This is a genomic window from Dorea sp. BIOML-A1 (assembly GCF_009875615.1).
GTDB lineage: Bacteria > Bacillota > Clostridia > Lachnospirales > Lachnospiraceae > Dorea_A > Dorea_A amylophila.
The window spans coordinates 1-15,731 of sequence record NZ_WWSA01000005.1 but is presented as its reverse complement, the minus strand read 5'-3'; the positions used below and the strand labels follow the sequence as shown (position 1 = coordinate 15,731).

Below are 15,731 nucleotides of genomic sequence, written 5' to 3'. Positions count from 1 at the left end.
AACAAAAGAACGTGTAAAAATATGTCCGTATTCCAGACTACTCCTACACGCTTTCTTGTATTATAGTTTATTTATGGTCCTCTTTGTAACGACTGATATTGTATGACAACTGCATCAGACTTTCTGACAGATGCACATTCTCAACAACAACATTATCCGGAAGGTTCAAATCTGTATGTGCAAAGTTCCAGATCGCACGTACTCCGTTCTCAACCAGCATATTCGCAACTTCAATTGCTTTCTCTTTCGGAATCGTCAGAACTGCAATATCAATCTCATTATTCTGAACGAACGTTTTAAGATCATCCATCATACGGATCGGAACTCCACGGATGGATACTCCCTGAAGTCTTGGATTCACATCAAAGATTCCTTTCAGAATGAATCCACGGTTCTCGAAGGCTGCATAATTAGCCAGTGCCTGCCCAAGATTACCTGCACCAATGATAATAATATTGTGGTCTTCTTCCAATCCTAATATCTTTCCAATCTCTGTGTATAAATACTTAACATTATAACCGTATCCCTGTTGTCCGAATCCTCCGAAATTATTAAGATCCTGACGGATCTGGGATGCTGTTACTTTCATCCGCTTACTCAGATCGTTCGAAGAAATCCGCTCTACACCATTTTCCAACAGTTCGCCCAAATATCTGTAATACCTCGGCAATCTTCTTATGACCGCACGAGAAATCTCTCTTTCTTCCAATGTTTTCACCCTTCCAATCATAGTCTAAAATAATTATATAAAATTGAAAGATTATTGTCAAACTATTGTTGAATTTTATGCAATTTCCGTTATAATAAAGTAGCATGTGTAAATGCATTTTGAGAATACCAACGTATCAATTATCCATAACTCAGGAGGAAATATATGATATTAGCATGTCACGGGATCCAGAAATCTTTCGGTGAACACCTCATCGTCAGAGATGGATCCTTCCATATAGAAGATCACGAAAAAGCAGCTCTTGTCGGACCGAACGGTGCCGGTAAGTCCACTCTGCTCAAAATGATTGTAGGCGAATCAGCCCCGGATGACGGCAACGTCATCCTGACAAAAGGTAAGACACTTGGCTATCTTGCCCAGCATCAAGAGATGCAAAGCGGTAATACGATCTATGAAGAAGTCCGCACCGCAAAGGCCGATATAATCGCTATGGAGCGCCGTATCCGCGAGATCGAGATGGAACTTAAGCATCTCTCCGGCGACGCCCTGAACGACCGTCTGGAAACTTACAACCGCCTTACGGCCGCTTTCGAACGTGAGAACGGCTATTCTTGCGAAAGTGAGATCACCGGTGTGTTAAAGGGACTTGGATTTACGGAAAATGATTTCACCAAACCCGTCGACACTCTCTCCGGAGGACAGAAAACCCGTGTATCTCTCGGCAAGCTTCTGTTAACGAAACCAGACATTTTGCTTCTTGATGAGCCAACCAACCATCTGGATCTGAATTCAATTGCATGGCTTGAATCCTATCTTCTAAACTATCAGGGAGCTGTGCTGATCGTGTCTCATGACCGTTATTTTTTGAACAAAGTTGTCACTAAAGTTCTTGAAATCGAGCTTGGAGAACTTCGTACTTATATGGGAAATTACAGCGACTATGCAGCAAAGAAGCAGCAGCTTCGCGACATACGCCTGAAGGAATATCTTAACCAGCAGCAGGAAATCAAGCATCAGGAAGCGGTTATCGAAAAGCTTCGTTCTTTCAACCGCGAAAAATCCATCAAACGTGCCGAAAGCCGCGAAAAGATGTTGGAAAAGATGCAGACCATCGAAAAACCGATAGAAGTTAATACAGATATACATCTGAAACTGGAACCATCCTGTGTAAGCGGCAATGATGTTCTGACTATTGAACATTTAAGCAAATCTTTCCCCGGACAGGAACTTTTTACAGACGTTAATCTCGAGATCAAACGTGGTGAACATGTCGCAGTAATCGGTGATAACGGAACAGGAAAGACTACGCTTCTTAAGATCTTAAACCGAGTGGTATCTGCTGATTCCGGTACTTATACACTTGGCTCCAATGTTAAGATTGGCTACTACGATCAGGAACATCATGTCCTTCATATGGAGAAAACAATTTTTGACGAGATTTCCGATGATTATCCGACTCTTACGAATACGGAAATCCGGAATGTGCTTGCAGCATTTCTTTTTACCGGTGATGATGTCTTCAAACAGATCAGTTCTTTGAGCGGTGGGGAACGCGGACGTGTATCTCTTGCGAAACTGATGCTCTCTGAAGCAAATTTCCTGATCCTCGACGAGCCGACCAACCACTTGGACATCGCATCCAAAGAAATCCTTGAGAATGCTTTGAATGATTATACCGGCACTGTACTTTATGTCTCTCATGACCGTTATTTCATCAATCAGACTGCATCACGGATTCTGGATCTTGTCAATCATACATTTGTAAATTATATCGGAAATTATGACTATTATCTGGAGAAAAAAGAAGAACTCACTACTGCATATGCCGGAGAAGCCTCTACACCTTCATCCGTTTCAGATAACAGTACAGACAAGAATGTATCCGAGTCAAAACTCAGCTGGCAGGAGCAAAAGGAAGCCCAGGCAAGACTTCGCAAACGTCAGAATGAACTAAAAAAGACTGAAGAACGTATCGGCGAACTGGAAGACCGTGATAGTGAGATCGATGCCCTGATGATTCAGGAAGATATCTTCACCAACTCTGTAAAATGCCAGGAACTTGCAAAAGAAAAAGCCGCAATAGCGGAAGAATTAGAAGAATTATACATGAAATGGGAGGAATTAGCGGAAGACGCTTAAACGCCTGATTTATAACTTTTTAACCCGCTCCAGAAGCTTCTGGGGCGGGCTTTTATATTGCCATGCATTCGTAAGGAGCTGCCGGTGGCAGGTCCTGTAGATATATATTATCTATTTTAATTTTTCAGCAATTGCCTTAATAAATCCTTCGCTGTTCAATACGGTTGGATTTTCCAGTGTCGTGATCAATGCCAAATCTTTCGTCATCTTACCTTCTTCAATGGTATCAATGGTTGCTTTTTCAAGCTTATCTGCGAATGCTGCCAATTCGGCATTTCCATCCATCTCACCACGTTTTCTAAGAGCACCTGTCCATGCAAAAATTGTAGCTACAGAGTTTGTAGAAGTCTCTTCCCCTTTCAGATGCTTGTAATAATGACGTTGTACAGTTCCATGAGCTGCCTCATATTCATAATTTCCATCCGGTGATACCAGAACAGATGTCATCATTGCAAGAGAACCAAATGCGGAAGAAACCATATCACTCATTACATCTCCGTCATAGTTCTTACATGCCCAGATATATCCGCCTTCTGATTTCATAACTCTTGCAACCGCATCATCGATCAAAGTATAGAAATATGTAATTCCGGCTTCTTTGAACTTCTCGGCATAATCTTTGTCAAAGATTTCCTGGAAAATATCTTTGAATGTATGGTCATACTTCTTAGAGATCGTATCTTTTGTTGCGAACCACAGATCCTGCTTTGTATCCAATGCATAATTAAAGCAGCTTCTCGCAAAGCTTTCAATAGATCCGCATAAGTTATGCATTCCCTGTGCAACACCCGGTCCTGCATAGTTGTGTACCAGTTCCCTGGTCTCTGTGCCGTCTTCTGCCGTGTATACCAGTTCTACTTTTCCAGGTCCAGGAATCTTCATCTCTGTATTTTTATATACATCTCCATATGCATGTCTTGCAATAGTGATTGGTTTTTTCCAGTTTTTTACACATGGCTCAATGCCTTTTACAACAATCGGTGCACGAAATACAGTTCCGTCAAGTATTGCACGGATCGTTCCGTTCGGACTCTTCCACATTTCTTTCAAATCATACTCTTTCATACGTGCCGCATTCGGTGTGATTGTTGCACATTTTACTGCAACTTTATATTTCTTGGTTGCATTAGCAGCATCGATTGTTACCTGATCATCTGTCTCATTTCTATGTTCCAGACCCAGATCATAATATTCTGTGTTCAGTTCAATATATGGCTCCAGAAGATCTTCTTTGATCATCTTCCAGAGAATTCTTGTCATCTCGTCTCCGTCCATCTCTACGATCGGTGTTGTCATTTTAATTTTTGCCATGGTATTTGTCTCCTTTCTATCTGTTCGCGGCATCTTTTATTATTCTTCCAGATGCAGATTTTCCATCACGTGTAATATATGTTCATTTGCAAGCTGTTCTGCTTTTGCCGCATCTTTTGCCTTGATTGCTTCCAGGATTTCTCTGTGTTCTTCTATTGATTTCTCGGCACGCTCCGGTGCTTCAATAGACATCGTCCTGGCAAGCTGTACATACTTGTGAAAATCTGTTAATACATGTTCCAGGATCCTGCTGTTGGATGCCTCATACAATATCTTATGAAACTTACCATCCATTTCTGACATCTGTTCAATCTGTCCGGATCCCTTCTTATGCAAATGAAATTCTGACAGAAGAATCACTTCTTCCAGTTCTTCAATCTGCGCATCCGTAATATATTTCGTTGCCCAGTTGGCACACAGCCCTTCCAGTTGCGAACGTATCTTATAGATATCTTTCACATCTTTTCTGGTAATGGCTGTCACATACGCACCTTTATTCGGAATGATCGTAACCAGTCCTTCTAACTCCAATTGTCTTAAGGCTTCTCTTACCGGTGTTCTGCTTACCCCCAGTTCTTCACCGATTGTTACTTCCCTTAATTCTTCATGATTTTTATATACCCCATTCAGAATATCTTCCCGCAGATGCCGGAACACTCTTCCTCGTAAGGATCTGTCCTGATATTCTTCCATTAAAAACACCTCTGCTATATCAATTCCACACCAATTCTCTTACAGTTTTCGTCGATAACTCTGATCAACTCATCGTCTGTAAGAACGGTTACTCGTCCTTCTTCATACTGCTTATCTACCCATTCTTTTACAGAACTTACAAGTTCTGAGTTCTTATCTACTTTCTTGTCCTCCGGCAGCTTAAAATATGTATTGATCCAGTGTGCAATACCTGCAAGTCCGGATGTGTTAGATATTGCAACAAGCGGAGGACGGTTCAGGAATTTTCCGGTATCAAATACGTTGTAGATCTCTTCATTCTTCAATAAACCATCTGCATGGATTCCAGCCCTTGTTACATTAAAGTTCTTACCAACAAAAGGTGTTCTTGAAGGAATATGATATCCGATCTCTTTCTCATAATAATCTGCAAGCTCTGTGATAACTGTTGTATCCATCCCATCCAGTGTGCCACGAAGCTGTGCATATTCGAACACCATCGCTTCCAGTGGTGTATTACCGGTACGCTCTCCGATTCCAAAAAGTGAACAGTTCACACCGCACGCACCATAAAGCCATGCTGTCGATGAATTGCTGACTGCCTTATAGAAATCATTATGTCCGTGAAATTCGATCAGTTCGCTTGGAACACCGGCATGTACTCTGAGTCCATAGATGATTCCCGGAATAGATCTTGGTATTACAGCTCCCGGATAGTTGACCCCGTATCCCATGGTATCACAGACACGGATCTTGACCGGAATCTTATACTCATCCATCAATTTCATAAGTTCCAGACAGAATGGAATGACGAATCCATAGATGTCGGAACGTGTGATATCTTCCAGATGACATCTCGGGCTGATTCCTGTCTCAAGACATTCTCTTACGATAGACAGATAATGTTCCATTGCCTCACGTCTTGTCATCTTTAGTTTATAGAATATATGATAGTCCGAACAGCTTACCAGAATACCAGTCTCTTTCATTCCGATCTCTTTCACCAGTTCGAAATCTTTCTTGCTCGCACGGATCCAGCTTGTTATCTCCGGGAATTTATAATCCTTTTCCATGCATTTGTAGACTGCGTCTCTGTCCTTTTTACTATAGAGGAAGAATTCACACTGTCTGATCTTTCCCTTCGGACCACCCAGACGATGAAAATAATCATATAATGTTACGATCTGCTCAGTACTGTACGGGGCACGTGATTGTTGGCCATCTCTGAATGTTGTATCTGTGATCCAGATCTCATCCGGCATACAATGCGGAACAATTCGGTCATTGAATGCGATTTTCGGAATCTCGTCATAATGGAACAGATTACGAAATACATTCGGTGTCTTCACATCCACCAACGGGTACATGTGCTCTTCCAGTTGCAATAAATTTGTATGATCATCCAGGTATACTTTCCTGTTTTCCATTTTCCATCGCCTGCTTTCTAAAATATTTTTTCGTAGTAAAGTACTAAATTCAACATGTATAATTGTATACAATAATACATGTGTTGTCAAGTTCTATTATGGATATTTATTCAAAAAAAATGATTATGGGGATTCCATAATCATTTTTTATATATTATTAATAAAGTTTTGCGTTAACTTCTCTTGGACTTAAGCCCTCGTCTTCTAAGGCTTTCATAATCTGGTGTTTGTGTTCGGTTCCGAATGCTTCCAGAGTGATTCGAAGTTCTACTGCTGCGTTTCGGTTGGTACTTACGAACTGGTTATGCTCCAGTTTGATTACATTACCATTTGCTTTGGCGATTGTAGCTGCAACGCGTACCAGTTCACCCGGCTTGTCCGGAAGAAGTACAGATACAGAGAAGATTCTGTCTCTCTGGATCAGTCCGTGCTGTACGATCGAGGACATTGTAATCACATCCATATTACCACCACTTAAGATGGATACGACTTTCTTTCCTTTCAGATCAAGCTGTCTGAGCGCCGCTACTGTCAGAAGGCCTGAATTTTCTACGATCATCTTGTGATTCTCTACTACATCGAGGAATGCACCGATCAGATCATCATCTGCAACTGTAATAACTTCATCTATATTCTTTTCTGCATATGGGAAGATCTTTTCTCCGACACGTTTTACAGCTGTACCATCAGCGATCGTATTGGCACTTGCAAGTGTTACCGGATGTCTTTCTTTCAATGCCTCTGTCATGCTTGCAGCGGCAGCCGGTTCTACACCGATTACTTTGACATTCGGATTCAGCATCTTGGTAAGTGTCGAAACTCCTGTGATCAGACCGCCGCCACCGATTGGTGCGAGAATATAATCTACGTCCGGAAGTTCTTCAAAGATTTCCATTGCAATACTTCCCTGTCCCGTTGCAACATCCAGATCATCGAAAGGATGTACGAATGTGTATCCTTCTTCTTCTGCAAGTTTCATTGCATATGCACAGGCATCATCATAGACATCTCCGTGTAATACGACTTCTGCTCCATAGCTCTTTGTACGATTTACTTTGATCAATGGTGTAACTGTCGGCATAACTACCGTTGCCTTGCAGCCGAATTTCTTTGCTGCATATGCCACGCCCTGTGCATGGTTACCTGCAGACGCAGTTACAAGACCTTTCTTTCTGTCTTCTTCGCTCATTGTACTGATCTTGTAATATGCACCACGTACTTTATAAGCACCTGTATACTGCATATTCTCTGGTTTCAGATAGACATCAGCACCTGTCTGTTTGCTTAAGTATTCACTGTATACCAGCTTAGTTGGCAGGGTTACTTCTTTTACGATTGCACTCGCCTGTTTGAATTTTTCTAATGTTAACATCTCGTACTTCCTCTCTTCCTCTTATTCGTTTTCTGAAACCTCTTCTGAAGCCTCATCATCTTTCGGTCTTTCGAATAACGCATTCACGAAATCATCTGCATCAAATTTCTGCAAATCGTCAATAGTCTCTCCCACACCGATATATTTTACCGGAACGCCCAGCTCTGCATGGATGGCAACTGCGATTCCTCCTTTTGCGGTTCCATCCATCTTTGTCAAAACGATCCCTGTAATCTCTGCCACATCGTTGAATTCCTTCGCCTGCTGCAGGGCATTCTGTCCTGTTGTTGCATCCAGAACAACCAATGTCTCTCTGTATGCCTCAGGGAATTCCCGGTCAATGATCTTATTCATCTTTCTGAGTTCTTCCATCAGATTCTTTTTATTGTGCAGACGTCCGGCTGTATCGATCATCAGCACATCTGCATGCCGCGCCTTTGCTGCCGCAACAGCATCAAACACAACCGATGCCGGATCAGATCCCTCCTGTCCGCCGATCAGCTCTGCCTGCGAACGGTTCGCCCATTCTTTTAACTGTTCTCCGGCCGCCGCACGGAATGTATCGGCCGCTGCAATTACAACTTTCTTATTCTCTGCACGAAGCTTTCCTGCAAGCTTTCCGATCGTTGTAGTCTTTCCTACACCATTGACACCGATTACCATCACTACGGATGTGCGGTTTTCAAATTCATATGCTGTTTCTCCGATGTCCATCTGTTCTTTGATACTTTCGATCAGAAGTTCCCGGCATTCCATTGGTTCTTTGATGTGTTTTTCTTTTACTTTTGCCTTCAGATCATCCAGAATATCATATGTTGCCTGTACACCAAGATCTCCCATGATCAGAACCTCTTCCAGCTCCTCGTAAAAGTCATCATCGATACGGGAGAATCCGTGAAAGATGCTGTCCATTCCTGATACAATATTGTCTCTGGTCTTACCAAGACCGGCAACCAGTTTTTCAAAAAATCCCATATCTTCCTCCTATTTATCCAGTTCATTTTCAAGCAGGCTGACAGATACCAGTGTAGATACACCTTTTTCCTGCATAGTGATACCATACAGTCTGTCTGCCGCCGTCATTGTTCCACGTCGATGTGTGATTACTATGAACTGCGTATACTTTGTTAACTTGTGCAAATATTGTGCAAAACGGTCTACGTTATTATCATCCAGTGCCGCTTCGATCTCATCCAGCAGACAGAACGGTGACGGCTTCAGATTCTGGATCGCAAAAAGAAGTGCTATCGCTGTCAATGCTTTTTCTCCACCGGACAACTGCATCATATTCTGCAGCTTCTTTCCAGGCGGCTGGGCAATGATCCGGATACCCGCCTCCAGAATATCCTCATCTTCCATAAGTTCCAGCGTTCCTTTTCCGCCTCCGAACATTTCCTTGAATACCTGATCGAACTCGGCTGCAATTCTGGCGAACTGCTCTTTGAACTGCTTACGCATGGCATTATCAAGTTCCTCGATAATCTGTTCCAGTGTTTCGGCTGCTTCTACCAGATCATCATGCTGGCCTTTCAGGAATTCATAACGCTCGGATACACTTTTATATTCTTCTATCGCATTAACATTGACATTACCCAGTGCACGGATCTCACCTTTTAACTCCTGGATCCGTCTCTTCATATCTGCAAGATCGGTCAGGTTCGGATTCCTAAGTTCTTTTGCGTGATTCAGTGTGAGTTCATATTCCTCCCACATATAATTAATCTGCTTTTCAGAAGCTTCTTCGTACCCTTCCCTCTGACTTTCCAGACGATAAACCTCTTTATCAAGATCTGTCATATGTTTTGAGATCTCTTCACGTTTTTCGAAAAATGATTTGTGCCGTTTATTCAATTCCTCACGTTCTCTTTTTGAACGTTCAATCTGAAGTTTGATTTCATCAAACAGATCCCCGGAATTATCAATTGTTGTTTTCAATTCCTGGATCTTCTTCTCTTTTTCGGCAATTTCCTGAGAATTTCCACCCTTATTCTTTGTCAGTTCTTCCAATTCTGCCCGGAATTTATCCATCTCTTCACGGATACGGATAATATTTTCCGTAATAAATGTATACTTCTGCTCTAATCCTGCATATTCCAGATGAATCTGTTCTGATTTTCTGGTCTTAAAGCTTTCCTTTGCGTGGATCTCTTCCAGCTCTTTTTGTTCTTTCTCAATGTTGATATTCAGATCATTTTCCAGACTTTCTGACGTATCCAGTTCTATATTAATAGACTCCTGATTGTCCATTATCTCGTTGATCTGTGTATCCAGTTTTGCAGCTTCATTTCGCAGATTATCGAATTGTTGTTTGAAGCTCTGGATCTTTGCAGATGACTGATCTGCATTCATCTTTGCGGTATTCTGTACGACATACGCTTTCTGAAGCTCTGCACTGATTGCGTCAGTCTTTTCATAATACCCTGCGCGTTCATCTTTCAGGCCACAGATCTGCTGTTCCGTCTCCGTCATCTCCTGTTTTAATTTCTGAACGGTCTTTTCAAACTCTTCGATTTCTCTTCGTCTGCTCAGAAGATTACTGGAATTCTTAAATGCTCCACCGGTCATGGAACCACCCGGATTGATCAGTTCCCCTTCCAGTGTAACGATACGGATTGACTGGTGGTATTTTCTTGCGATCATTGTTGCATGATCAATATGATCTACTACCAGTGTTCTTCCCAGCAGATAATCTGCGAGAGTTTTATATTTATTCTCTACCTGAACCAGTTTGTTGGCTGTTCCGACAACTCCCGGTTCTTTAAGTGCTTCCGGACGATTGATCCCGGAATTCGCACGGATTGATGTTAAAGGCAGGAATGTTGCACGGCCGAACTTATTCTTCTTCAGGAAATTGATCATACGTTTTGCCGTATCTTCATCCTCGGTTACGATATTCTGGATATTACCGCCAAGTGCGGTCTCAATAGCAATCTCATAGTCTTTTTCAACCTTTACGATATCTGCTACTACACCCAGAAGTCCCTTCTCACGGTCCTTATTATCCATAACTTTACGAATACTGTTACCGTATCCGTCATAACGTTCTGTAATATTCTTAAGGGATTCCAGTCTTGACTGCTCCCGGTGGAAAGCAGACTGACCAATCTGTAATTTCTGAGACTCTCTGGATATCTGCGCCTGTAACGTCTTAATGTTACTTTCATATTCTTTATTTTCATTGTTCAGGGCTATGATCTTGTCTGAGATAACTTTTAATTCCATCTGATACTTGTTCAGATTTTCATTTTCTTCTGCAATCTCACTGTCATTAGCAAGGATCTCTCGGTTGATCTGCGACTTTCTAACCTGGATCTGTTCCATCATCGTATCAAATTTCTGGATCTGAGCTTTCGTAGATGCTCTGTTATTCAGTATCTCCATGATATGATTCTTCTTTTCATCAACGGATCCGGTAATCTGCGCTATCTTCGCCTGTAATTCCGTCAGTTCATTCTTAATCTGATCTTCTTCCGACTGTTTTTCTTCCATCTGTTTTACAATGGAAACTTTCTCCGTCTGAAGTTCTTTCATCTGTCCTTCACGGACATCCATCTCGGAATCAATCACGCTGGCCCGCTGTTCGAAATGTTCATCGTTCATCCGTGCACTGTGAATCTGTTCCTTTAACAGTGCGATCTGGTTCTCTAACTGCTGCTTCAGAATCGTCGTCTCATTTAATTGACGGTTAGCCTTTTCGACAGAAGCGTCAATCACTTCCACCTGTTCTTCAATCGCCTCATATTCCGTCTTCGTATCCGCATATTGTCTGGTTGCTTCTTCAAGCTCCCCTTTTGTAATACGAAGCTTCTCTTCCAGCCCCCGAATCTGATCTCGGATACGTTCCATTTCCAGCAGGAACATGTTGATATCGTATGTTTTTAATTCTTCCTTCCGTTTCAGATACTCCCTCGCCTTTTCAGACTGACGTTCTAACGGCCCAACCTGCTTTTCCAGCTCAGACAGAATATCATTGACACGGACCAGATTCTGGCGTTCATCTTCTAACTTTTTGACCGACATACTTTTTCTTCGTTTGAATTTGACAATTCCTGCTGCTTCATCAAAAAGCTCTCGCCTTTCATCCGGCTTACCACTTAAGATCTTATCAATCTGTCCCTGTCCGATAATCGAATACCCTTCTTTTCCGATACCTGTATCATAGAAAAGTTCATTTACATCTTTTAATCTGCATGCTCTTCCATTGATCAGATATTCGCTTTCTCCGGAACGGTATAGCTTTCTTGCTACCGTAACTTCTTCGTAATCAACCGGAAGCTTATGGTCTGAATTGTCCAGAGTGATCGCCACCGATGCATAACTAAGCGGCTTTCTGTTCTCAGTACCGGAAAAAATAACATCCTGCATGTTGCCGCCTCTTAACTGCTTCACACGCTGTTCCCCAAGCACCCATCTGACCGCATCTGCTACGTTACTTTTTCCACTTCCGTTCGGACCGACAATGCCGGTGATTCCATTATGGAATTCGAATTTAATTTTATTGGCAAATGATTTAAATCCCTGCACTTCTATGCTTTTTAAATACATTCCACACCTACTTTATATTCTTTTCATGCAGTTTCAAAATGCTGATATATGCAGCCTCCTGCTCTGCTGCTTTCTTCGTCCGGCCTTCTCCGACTCCGTATTCTTCTTCTCCGATATGTACCGCAACACGGAAAATCTTATTATGATCCGGTCCCTCTTCACCAATCAGATGATACGAGATTACTTCTTTAAAATTCGCCTGCACGATTTCCTGCAGGATAGTCTTGCTATCAAAAAAGAGTTTCTTGTTCTCCAAATCTTTCAAAATAAATCGATGTATAAACTCTTTTGCATTAGCAAAACCACCATCAAGATAAATTGCTCCGATCAGAGCCTCCATTGCATCCGATGTTACAGATTCTCTCTTTCGTCCTCCGGTAGCATCTTCTCCTTTACCAAGCAAAAGGTATTCGCCAAGATCCAGATCTCTTGCACAGAATGCCAACGCCGGTTCACATACCATACTTGCCCTCGTCTTCGTAAGTTCCCCTTCCGGAAGCTTCGGATTATTGTGAAACAGGAATTCGCTGGACACCAGTTCAAGGACCGCATCTCCCAGAAATTCCAGACGTTCATTACACTCATACTTTGGCAGATGCTTTTCGTTGGCATAAGAGCTGTGAATCATCGCCTTTGTAAACAGGGTAAAGTCATCAAATTTGTAACCAATCTTTCCTTCTAATTCTTTAAGGTCTTTGCTCATTGTAAACTCCATCCTAAAGAACGAAAAAAGCCCCTGGCAGGGCTCTTTCGTTCTTTTTATATCTGCCTAGTTATTATTTGTTGCATTCTTGATCTGCTCAACAGCATCTCCAACTGTAGAGATCTGCTCAGCGTCATCATTATCAATCTCAATGTCAAATGTTTCTTCTATTCCCATAATAATCTGGAAGATATCAAGGGAGTCTGCTCCCAGATCATCTACAAATGTTGTGTCCTCTGTAATATCATTCACTTCTACATTTAATACATCAGCGATGATTTCTTTTAATTTTTCAAGTTCCATATCAAATCTCCTTTTCTCATCATAATTAGTAATATATTATTCAGCGGATTTTTGCTCCGATTGAATACTTTCTTTGATCTTTTCATTAATTTTCTGCTTTTTAAATGTCACACATTGGATCAGTGTATTGCTGACTTCTTTTGCTTTCGAGCTTCCATGTGTCTTTACGACCAGACCGTTTAATCCAAGCAATGGTGCACCGCCATACTCACTTGCATCAAATGACTTTAAAGTTGTTTTTAACGCCGGTTTGATAAGCAATGCTCCGATCTTGCTTCTGAGTGTGGACATCAGTCCTTCTTTTACCTTACTGATCAGTACCGCTCCGACACCTTCATATAGCTTAAGGATTACATTGCCCGAAAATGCTTCTGTCACAATGACATCAGCCTGTCCATGCGGAATCTCTCTTGCTTCTACACTTCCGATAAAATTCAGTTCTTTTTCTTCTTTTAAAAGAGGGAACGTCTCCTTTACCAGTGCATTACCTTTTTCTTCTTCTGCTCCGATATTTACAATCCCAACTTTCGGATTCTTAATACCAACTACATGTTCCATATAGATAGAACCCATCTTAGCAAACTGAACCAGATGTGAGGCTCTGGCATCTACATTCGCTCCACAGTCGATCAGAAGTGCTACACCCTTCTCTGTCGGGATCAGTGACGCAAGTGGTGGCCGCTCTACACCTTTGATCCTTCCAACGATTACCTGTCCACCTACCAGAATTGCTCCGGAACTTCCGGCAGATACAAATGCATCAGCCTTTCCTTCCTTTACCATCTTCATTCCGACTACGATGGAAGAGTCTTTCTTTCTTCTGATCGCATTCACCGGAGGTTCGGCAGTTTCTATAACTTCGGTTGTATTCACAACTTCCAGTCTGTTCTTATCATAAGTGTACTTCTGTAATTCAGCATTCACCATATCTTCTTTGCCAAGCAGATATACTTTTATGTCCTGTTCACGTCCAAGGGCATCGACTGCCCCTTTTACCATCTCACCCGGTGCATTGTCCCCGCCCATAGCGTCCAATGCGATCACCGTAATTTCTGACATATTTCTTCCTCCTAATATTACTGAATTTATTCTACTAAACATCCATGCAAAAATCAATATTTTCAAAAATATTTATCAGAAGTTTGATAATATATGATCCGGTTGGTATAATACCTTTTATCATCAAAATTAGATATGGAATTATAGAAAGAAAGGGATCAATAAATGGATTATTATAAGAGAGCTCTTGAACTCAACGATGAAACCATAAAAAACAGACGTTACTTTCATATGAATGCAGAGGCCGGTCTTCATATGCCAATGGCCTGCGTATATGTAATGGACAAATTAACCGAATATGGATTGGTGCCTTCGAGGTGCGGAGAAGGTGTGACTGCTACTGTCGGAAATGGCGGTAAAGTCTTATTATTACGTGCGGACATGGATGCCCTCCCAATGCCGGAAGAAAGTGGACTTCCATTTGCCTGCCCGACCGGAAAAGAAGCACATGCCTGCGGACATGATTTTCACGCTGCCATGTTACTGACCGCTGCAAAAATGCTAAAAGAAAATGAGGCCGAGTTAAAAGGCACAGTCAAATTTATGTTCCAGCCTGCGGAAGAAACATTCGAAGGCAGTAAAAATATGATAGAACATGGTATCCTGGAGAATCCGAAAGTAGATGCGGCACTGGCCTATCATGTATCTCCAGGGCAGATGCCGGTTGGAATCTACATGTATAACAGTACAGGAACTATGATGTACTCCGTTGACGGTTTTCATATCGAAATCAAAGGAAAGGGAGCACATGGTGCCTATCCTCAGAATTCCGTTGATCCGATCAATATTGCAGCCCATGTATATTTTGCACTGCAGTCTGTAATCGCCCGTGAGACAGATCCTTCCAAAGCCTGTCTTATGACCGTCGGTAAATTCCAGGCCGGAACCGTCGCCAATATCATTCCTGATACTGCCGTTCTCGAAGGAACTATTCGAACGAACGATAAAAATTCCAGAGAACTTCTGGTACGAAGAATGAAGGAAACGGCAATCCGGACAGCCGAAACTTTCGGAGGAACAGCCAAAATCACTATGATCTCGGAAGTACCGCCTCTGATCTGCAATCCGGAATTTACCGAACAGATCGTCGGCTTCATGAAGGAACTGGATATTCCGAAACTAACCCCTTACCCAGGCATATCCGCAAGTGCTTCTGAAGATTTTGCAAATATTGCAGAACAGGTACCATCCGCTTTCATGTATCTGTCTGCCGGATATATGGATGATCGCGGGAAGTATTCTGCACATAACCCAAAGGTACAGTTTAATGAGGATGTGTGTCCGATCGGGGCTGCGTGTCTGGCACACTGTGCGACCCGTTATTTAAATTGATTTGGGATTTAATTTAGAAGGCATGACTACCCGGACCTGCATAAAAAGTAGAAAGCCGTTCCTGTTCAGGTTCCGTCGGTGGGAAATACTAAAGCGTCAAAATTATGCTAAAAACGGGCTCCCGAAATTTGCAACTCGCCATTCGGCTCAAACAGGCAAATTTCGAAAACCCAACGCATAATTTTGACGCTTAACTAT

At 42.1% G+C, this 15,731-nt stretch carries 12 protein-coding genes; 2 read left to right on the top strand and 10 right to left on the bottom strand.

Going from position 1 to position 15,731, the window contains the following annotated elements:
- Nucleotides 1-67: 67 nt before the first annotated feature.
- A complete protein-coding gene (locus GT508_RS03405; RefSeq protein ID WP_044919602.1) occupies nt 68-709 on the bottom strand; it encodes a redox-sensing transcriptional repressor Rex in 642 nt (213 codons plus the stop codon).
- A 165-nt stretch (nt 710-874) separates the two neighbouring features.
- Here GT508_RS03405 and abc-f point away from each other — a divergent pair, with 165 nt between their 5' ends.
- Nucleotides 875-2,809: a ribosomal protection-like ABC-F family protein gene (gene abc-f, locus GT508_RS03400; protein ID WP_161143566.1), complete on the top strand. Its 1,935-nt coding sequence runs from the start codon at nt 875-877 to the stop codon at nt 2,807-2,809.
- A gap of 111 nt (nt 2,810-2,920) precedes the next feature.
- Here the strand turns inward: abc-f and GT508_RS03395 are convergent, their stop codons facing one another.
- The 9 genes from GT508_RS03395 to plsX form a co-directional block, all read right to left on the bottom strand.
- Complete coding sequence (locus GT508_RS03395) at nt 2,921-4,120, bottom strand: NADP-dependent isocitrate dehydrogenase (protein WP_055181060.1); 1,200 nt, start codon at nt 4,118-4,120, stop codon at nt 2,921-2,923.
- Nucleotides 4,121-4,159: 39 nt separating this feature from the next.
- Entirely contained in the window at nt 4,160-4,813 is a 654-nt protein-coding gene (locus tag GT508_RS03390; protein ID WP_006426665.1) for a GntR family transcriptional regulator, read from the bottom strand.
- Nucleotides 4,814-4,827: 14 nt separating this feature from the next.
- Nucleotides 4,828-6,219, bottom strand: a complete 1,392-nt coding sequence (locus tag GT508_RS03385; RefSeq protein WP_006426666.1) for a 2-isopropylmalate synthase — start codon at nt 6,217-6,219, stop codon at nt 4,828-4,830.
- A gap of 157 nt (nt 6,220-6,376) precedes the next feature.
- A complete protein-coding gene (ilvA, locus tag GT508_RS03380) occupies nt 6,377-7,591 on the bottom strand; it encodes a threonine ammonia-lyase (RefSeq protein WP_006426667.1) in 1,215 nt (404 codons plus the stop codon).
- A 21-nt stretch (nt 7,592-7,612) separates the two neighbouring features.
- Nucleotides 7,613-8,566, bottom strand: a complete 954-nt coding sequence (ftsY, locus tag GT508_RS03375) for a signal recognition particle-docking protein FtsY (RefSeq protein WP_161143565.1) — start codon at nt 8,564-8,566, stop codon at nt 7,613-7,615.
- Nucleotides 8,567-8,575: 9 nt separating this feature from the next.
- Nucleotides 8,576-12,136: a chromosome segregation protein SMC gene (gene smc, locus GT508_RS03370; RefSeq protein ID WP_055193920.1), complete on the bottom strand. Its 3,561-nt coding sequence runs from the start codon at nt 12,134-12,136 to the stop codon at nt 8,576-8,578.
- Nucleotides 12,137-12,143: 7 nt separating this feature from the next.
- Nucleotides 12,144-12,839 carry a ribonuclease III gene (gene rnc, locus GT508_RS03365; protein WP_022415977.1) on the bottom strand — a complete coding sequence of 232 codons (696 nt, stop codon included), beginning with the start codon at nt 12,837-12,839 and terminating at the stop codon, nt 12,144-12,146.
- A 66-nt stretch (nt 12,840-12,905) separates the two neighbouring features.
- On the bottom strand, nt 12,906-13,142 hold the full coding sequence (acpP, locus tag GT508_RS03360) for an acyl carrier protein (RefSeq protein WP_006426671.1): 237 nt from the start codon (nt 13,140-13,142) through the stop codon (nt 12,906-12,908).
- A gap of 36 nt (nt 13,143-13,178) precedes the next feature.
- Nucleotides 13,179-14,201, bottom strand: coding sequence for a phosphate acyltransferase PlsX (gene plsX, locus GT508_RS03355; RefSeq protein WP_243144061.1), 1,023 nt, complete (start codon nt 14,199-14,201; stop codon nt 13,179-13,181).
- 165 nt (nt 14,202-14,366) lie between these two features.
- Between plsX and GT508_RS03350 the strand changes: the two genes are divergently transcribed.
- Nucleotides 14,367-15,533: a M20 family metallopeptidase gene (locus GT508_RS03350; protein WP_161143563.1), complete on the top strand. Its 1,167-nt coding sequence runs from the start codon at nt 14,367-14,369 to the stop codon at nt 15,531-15,533.
- Nucleotides 15,534-15,731 lie beyond the last annotated feature (198 nt).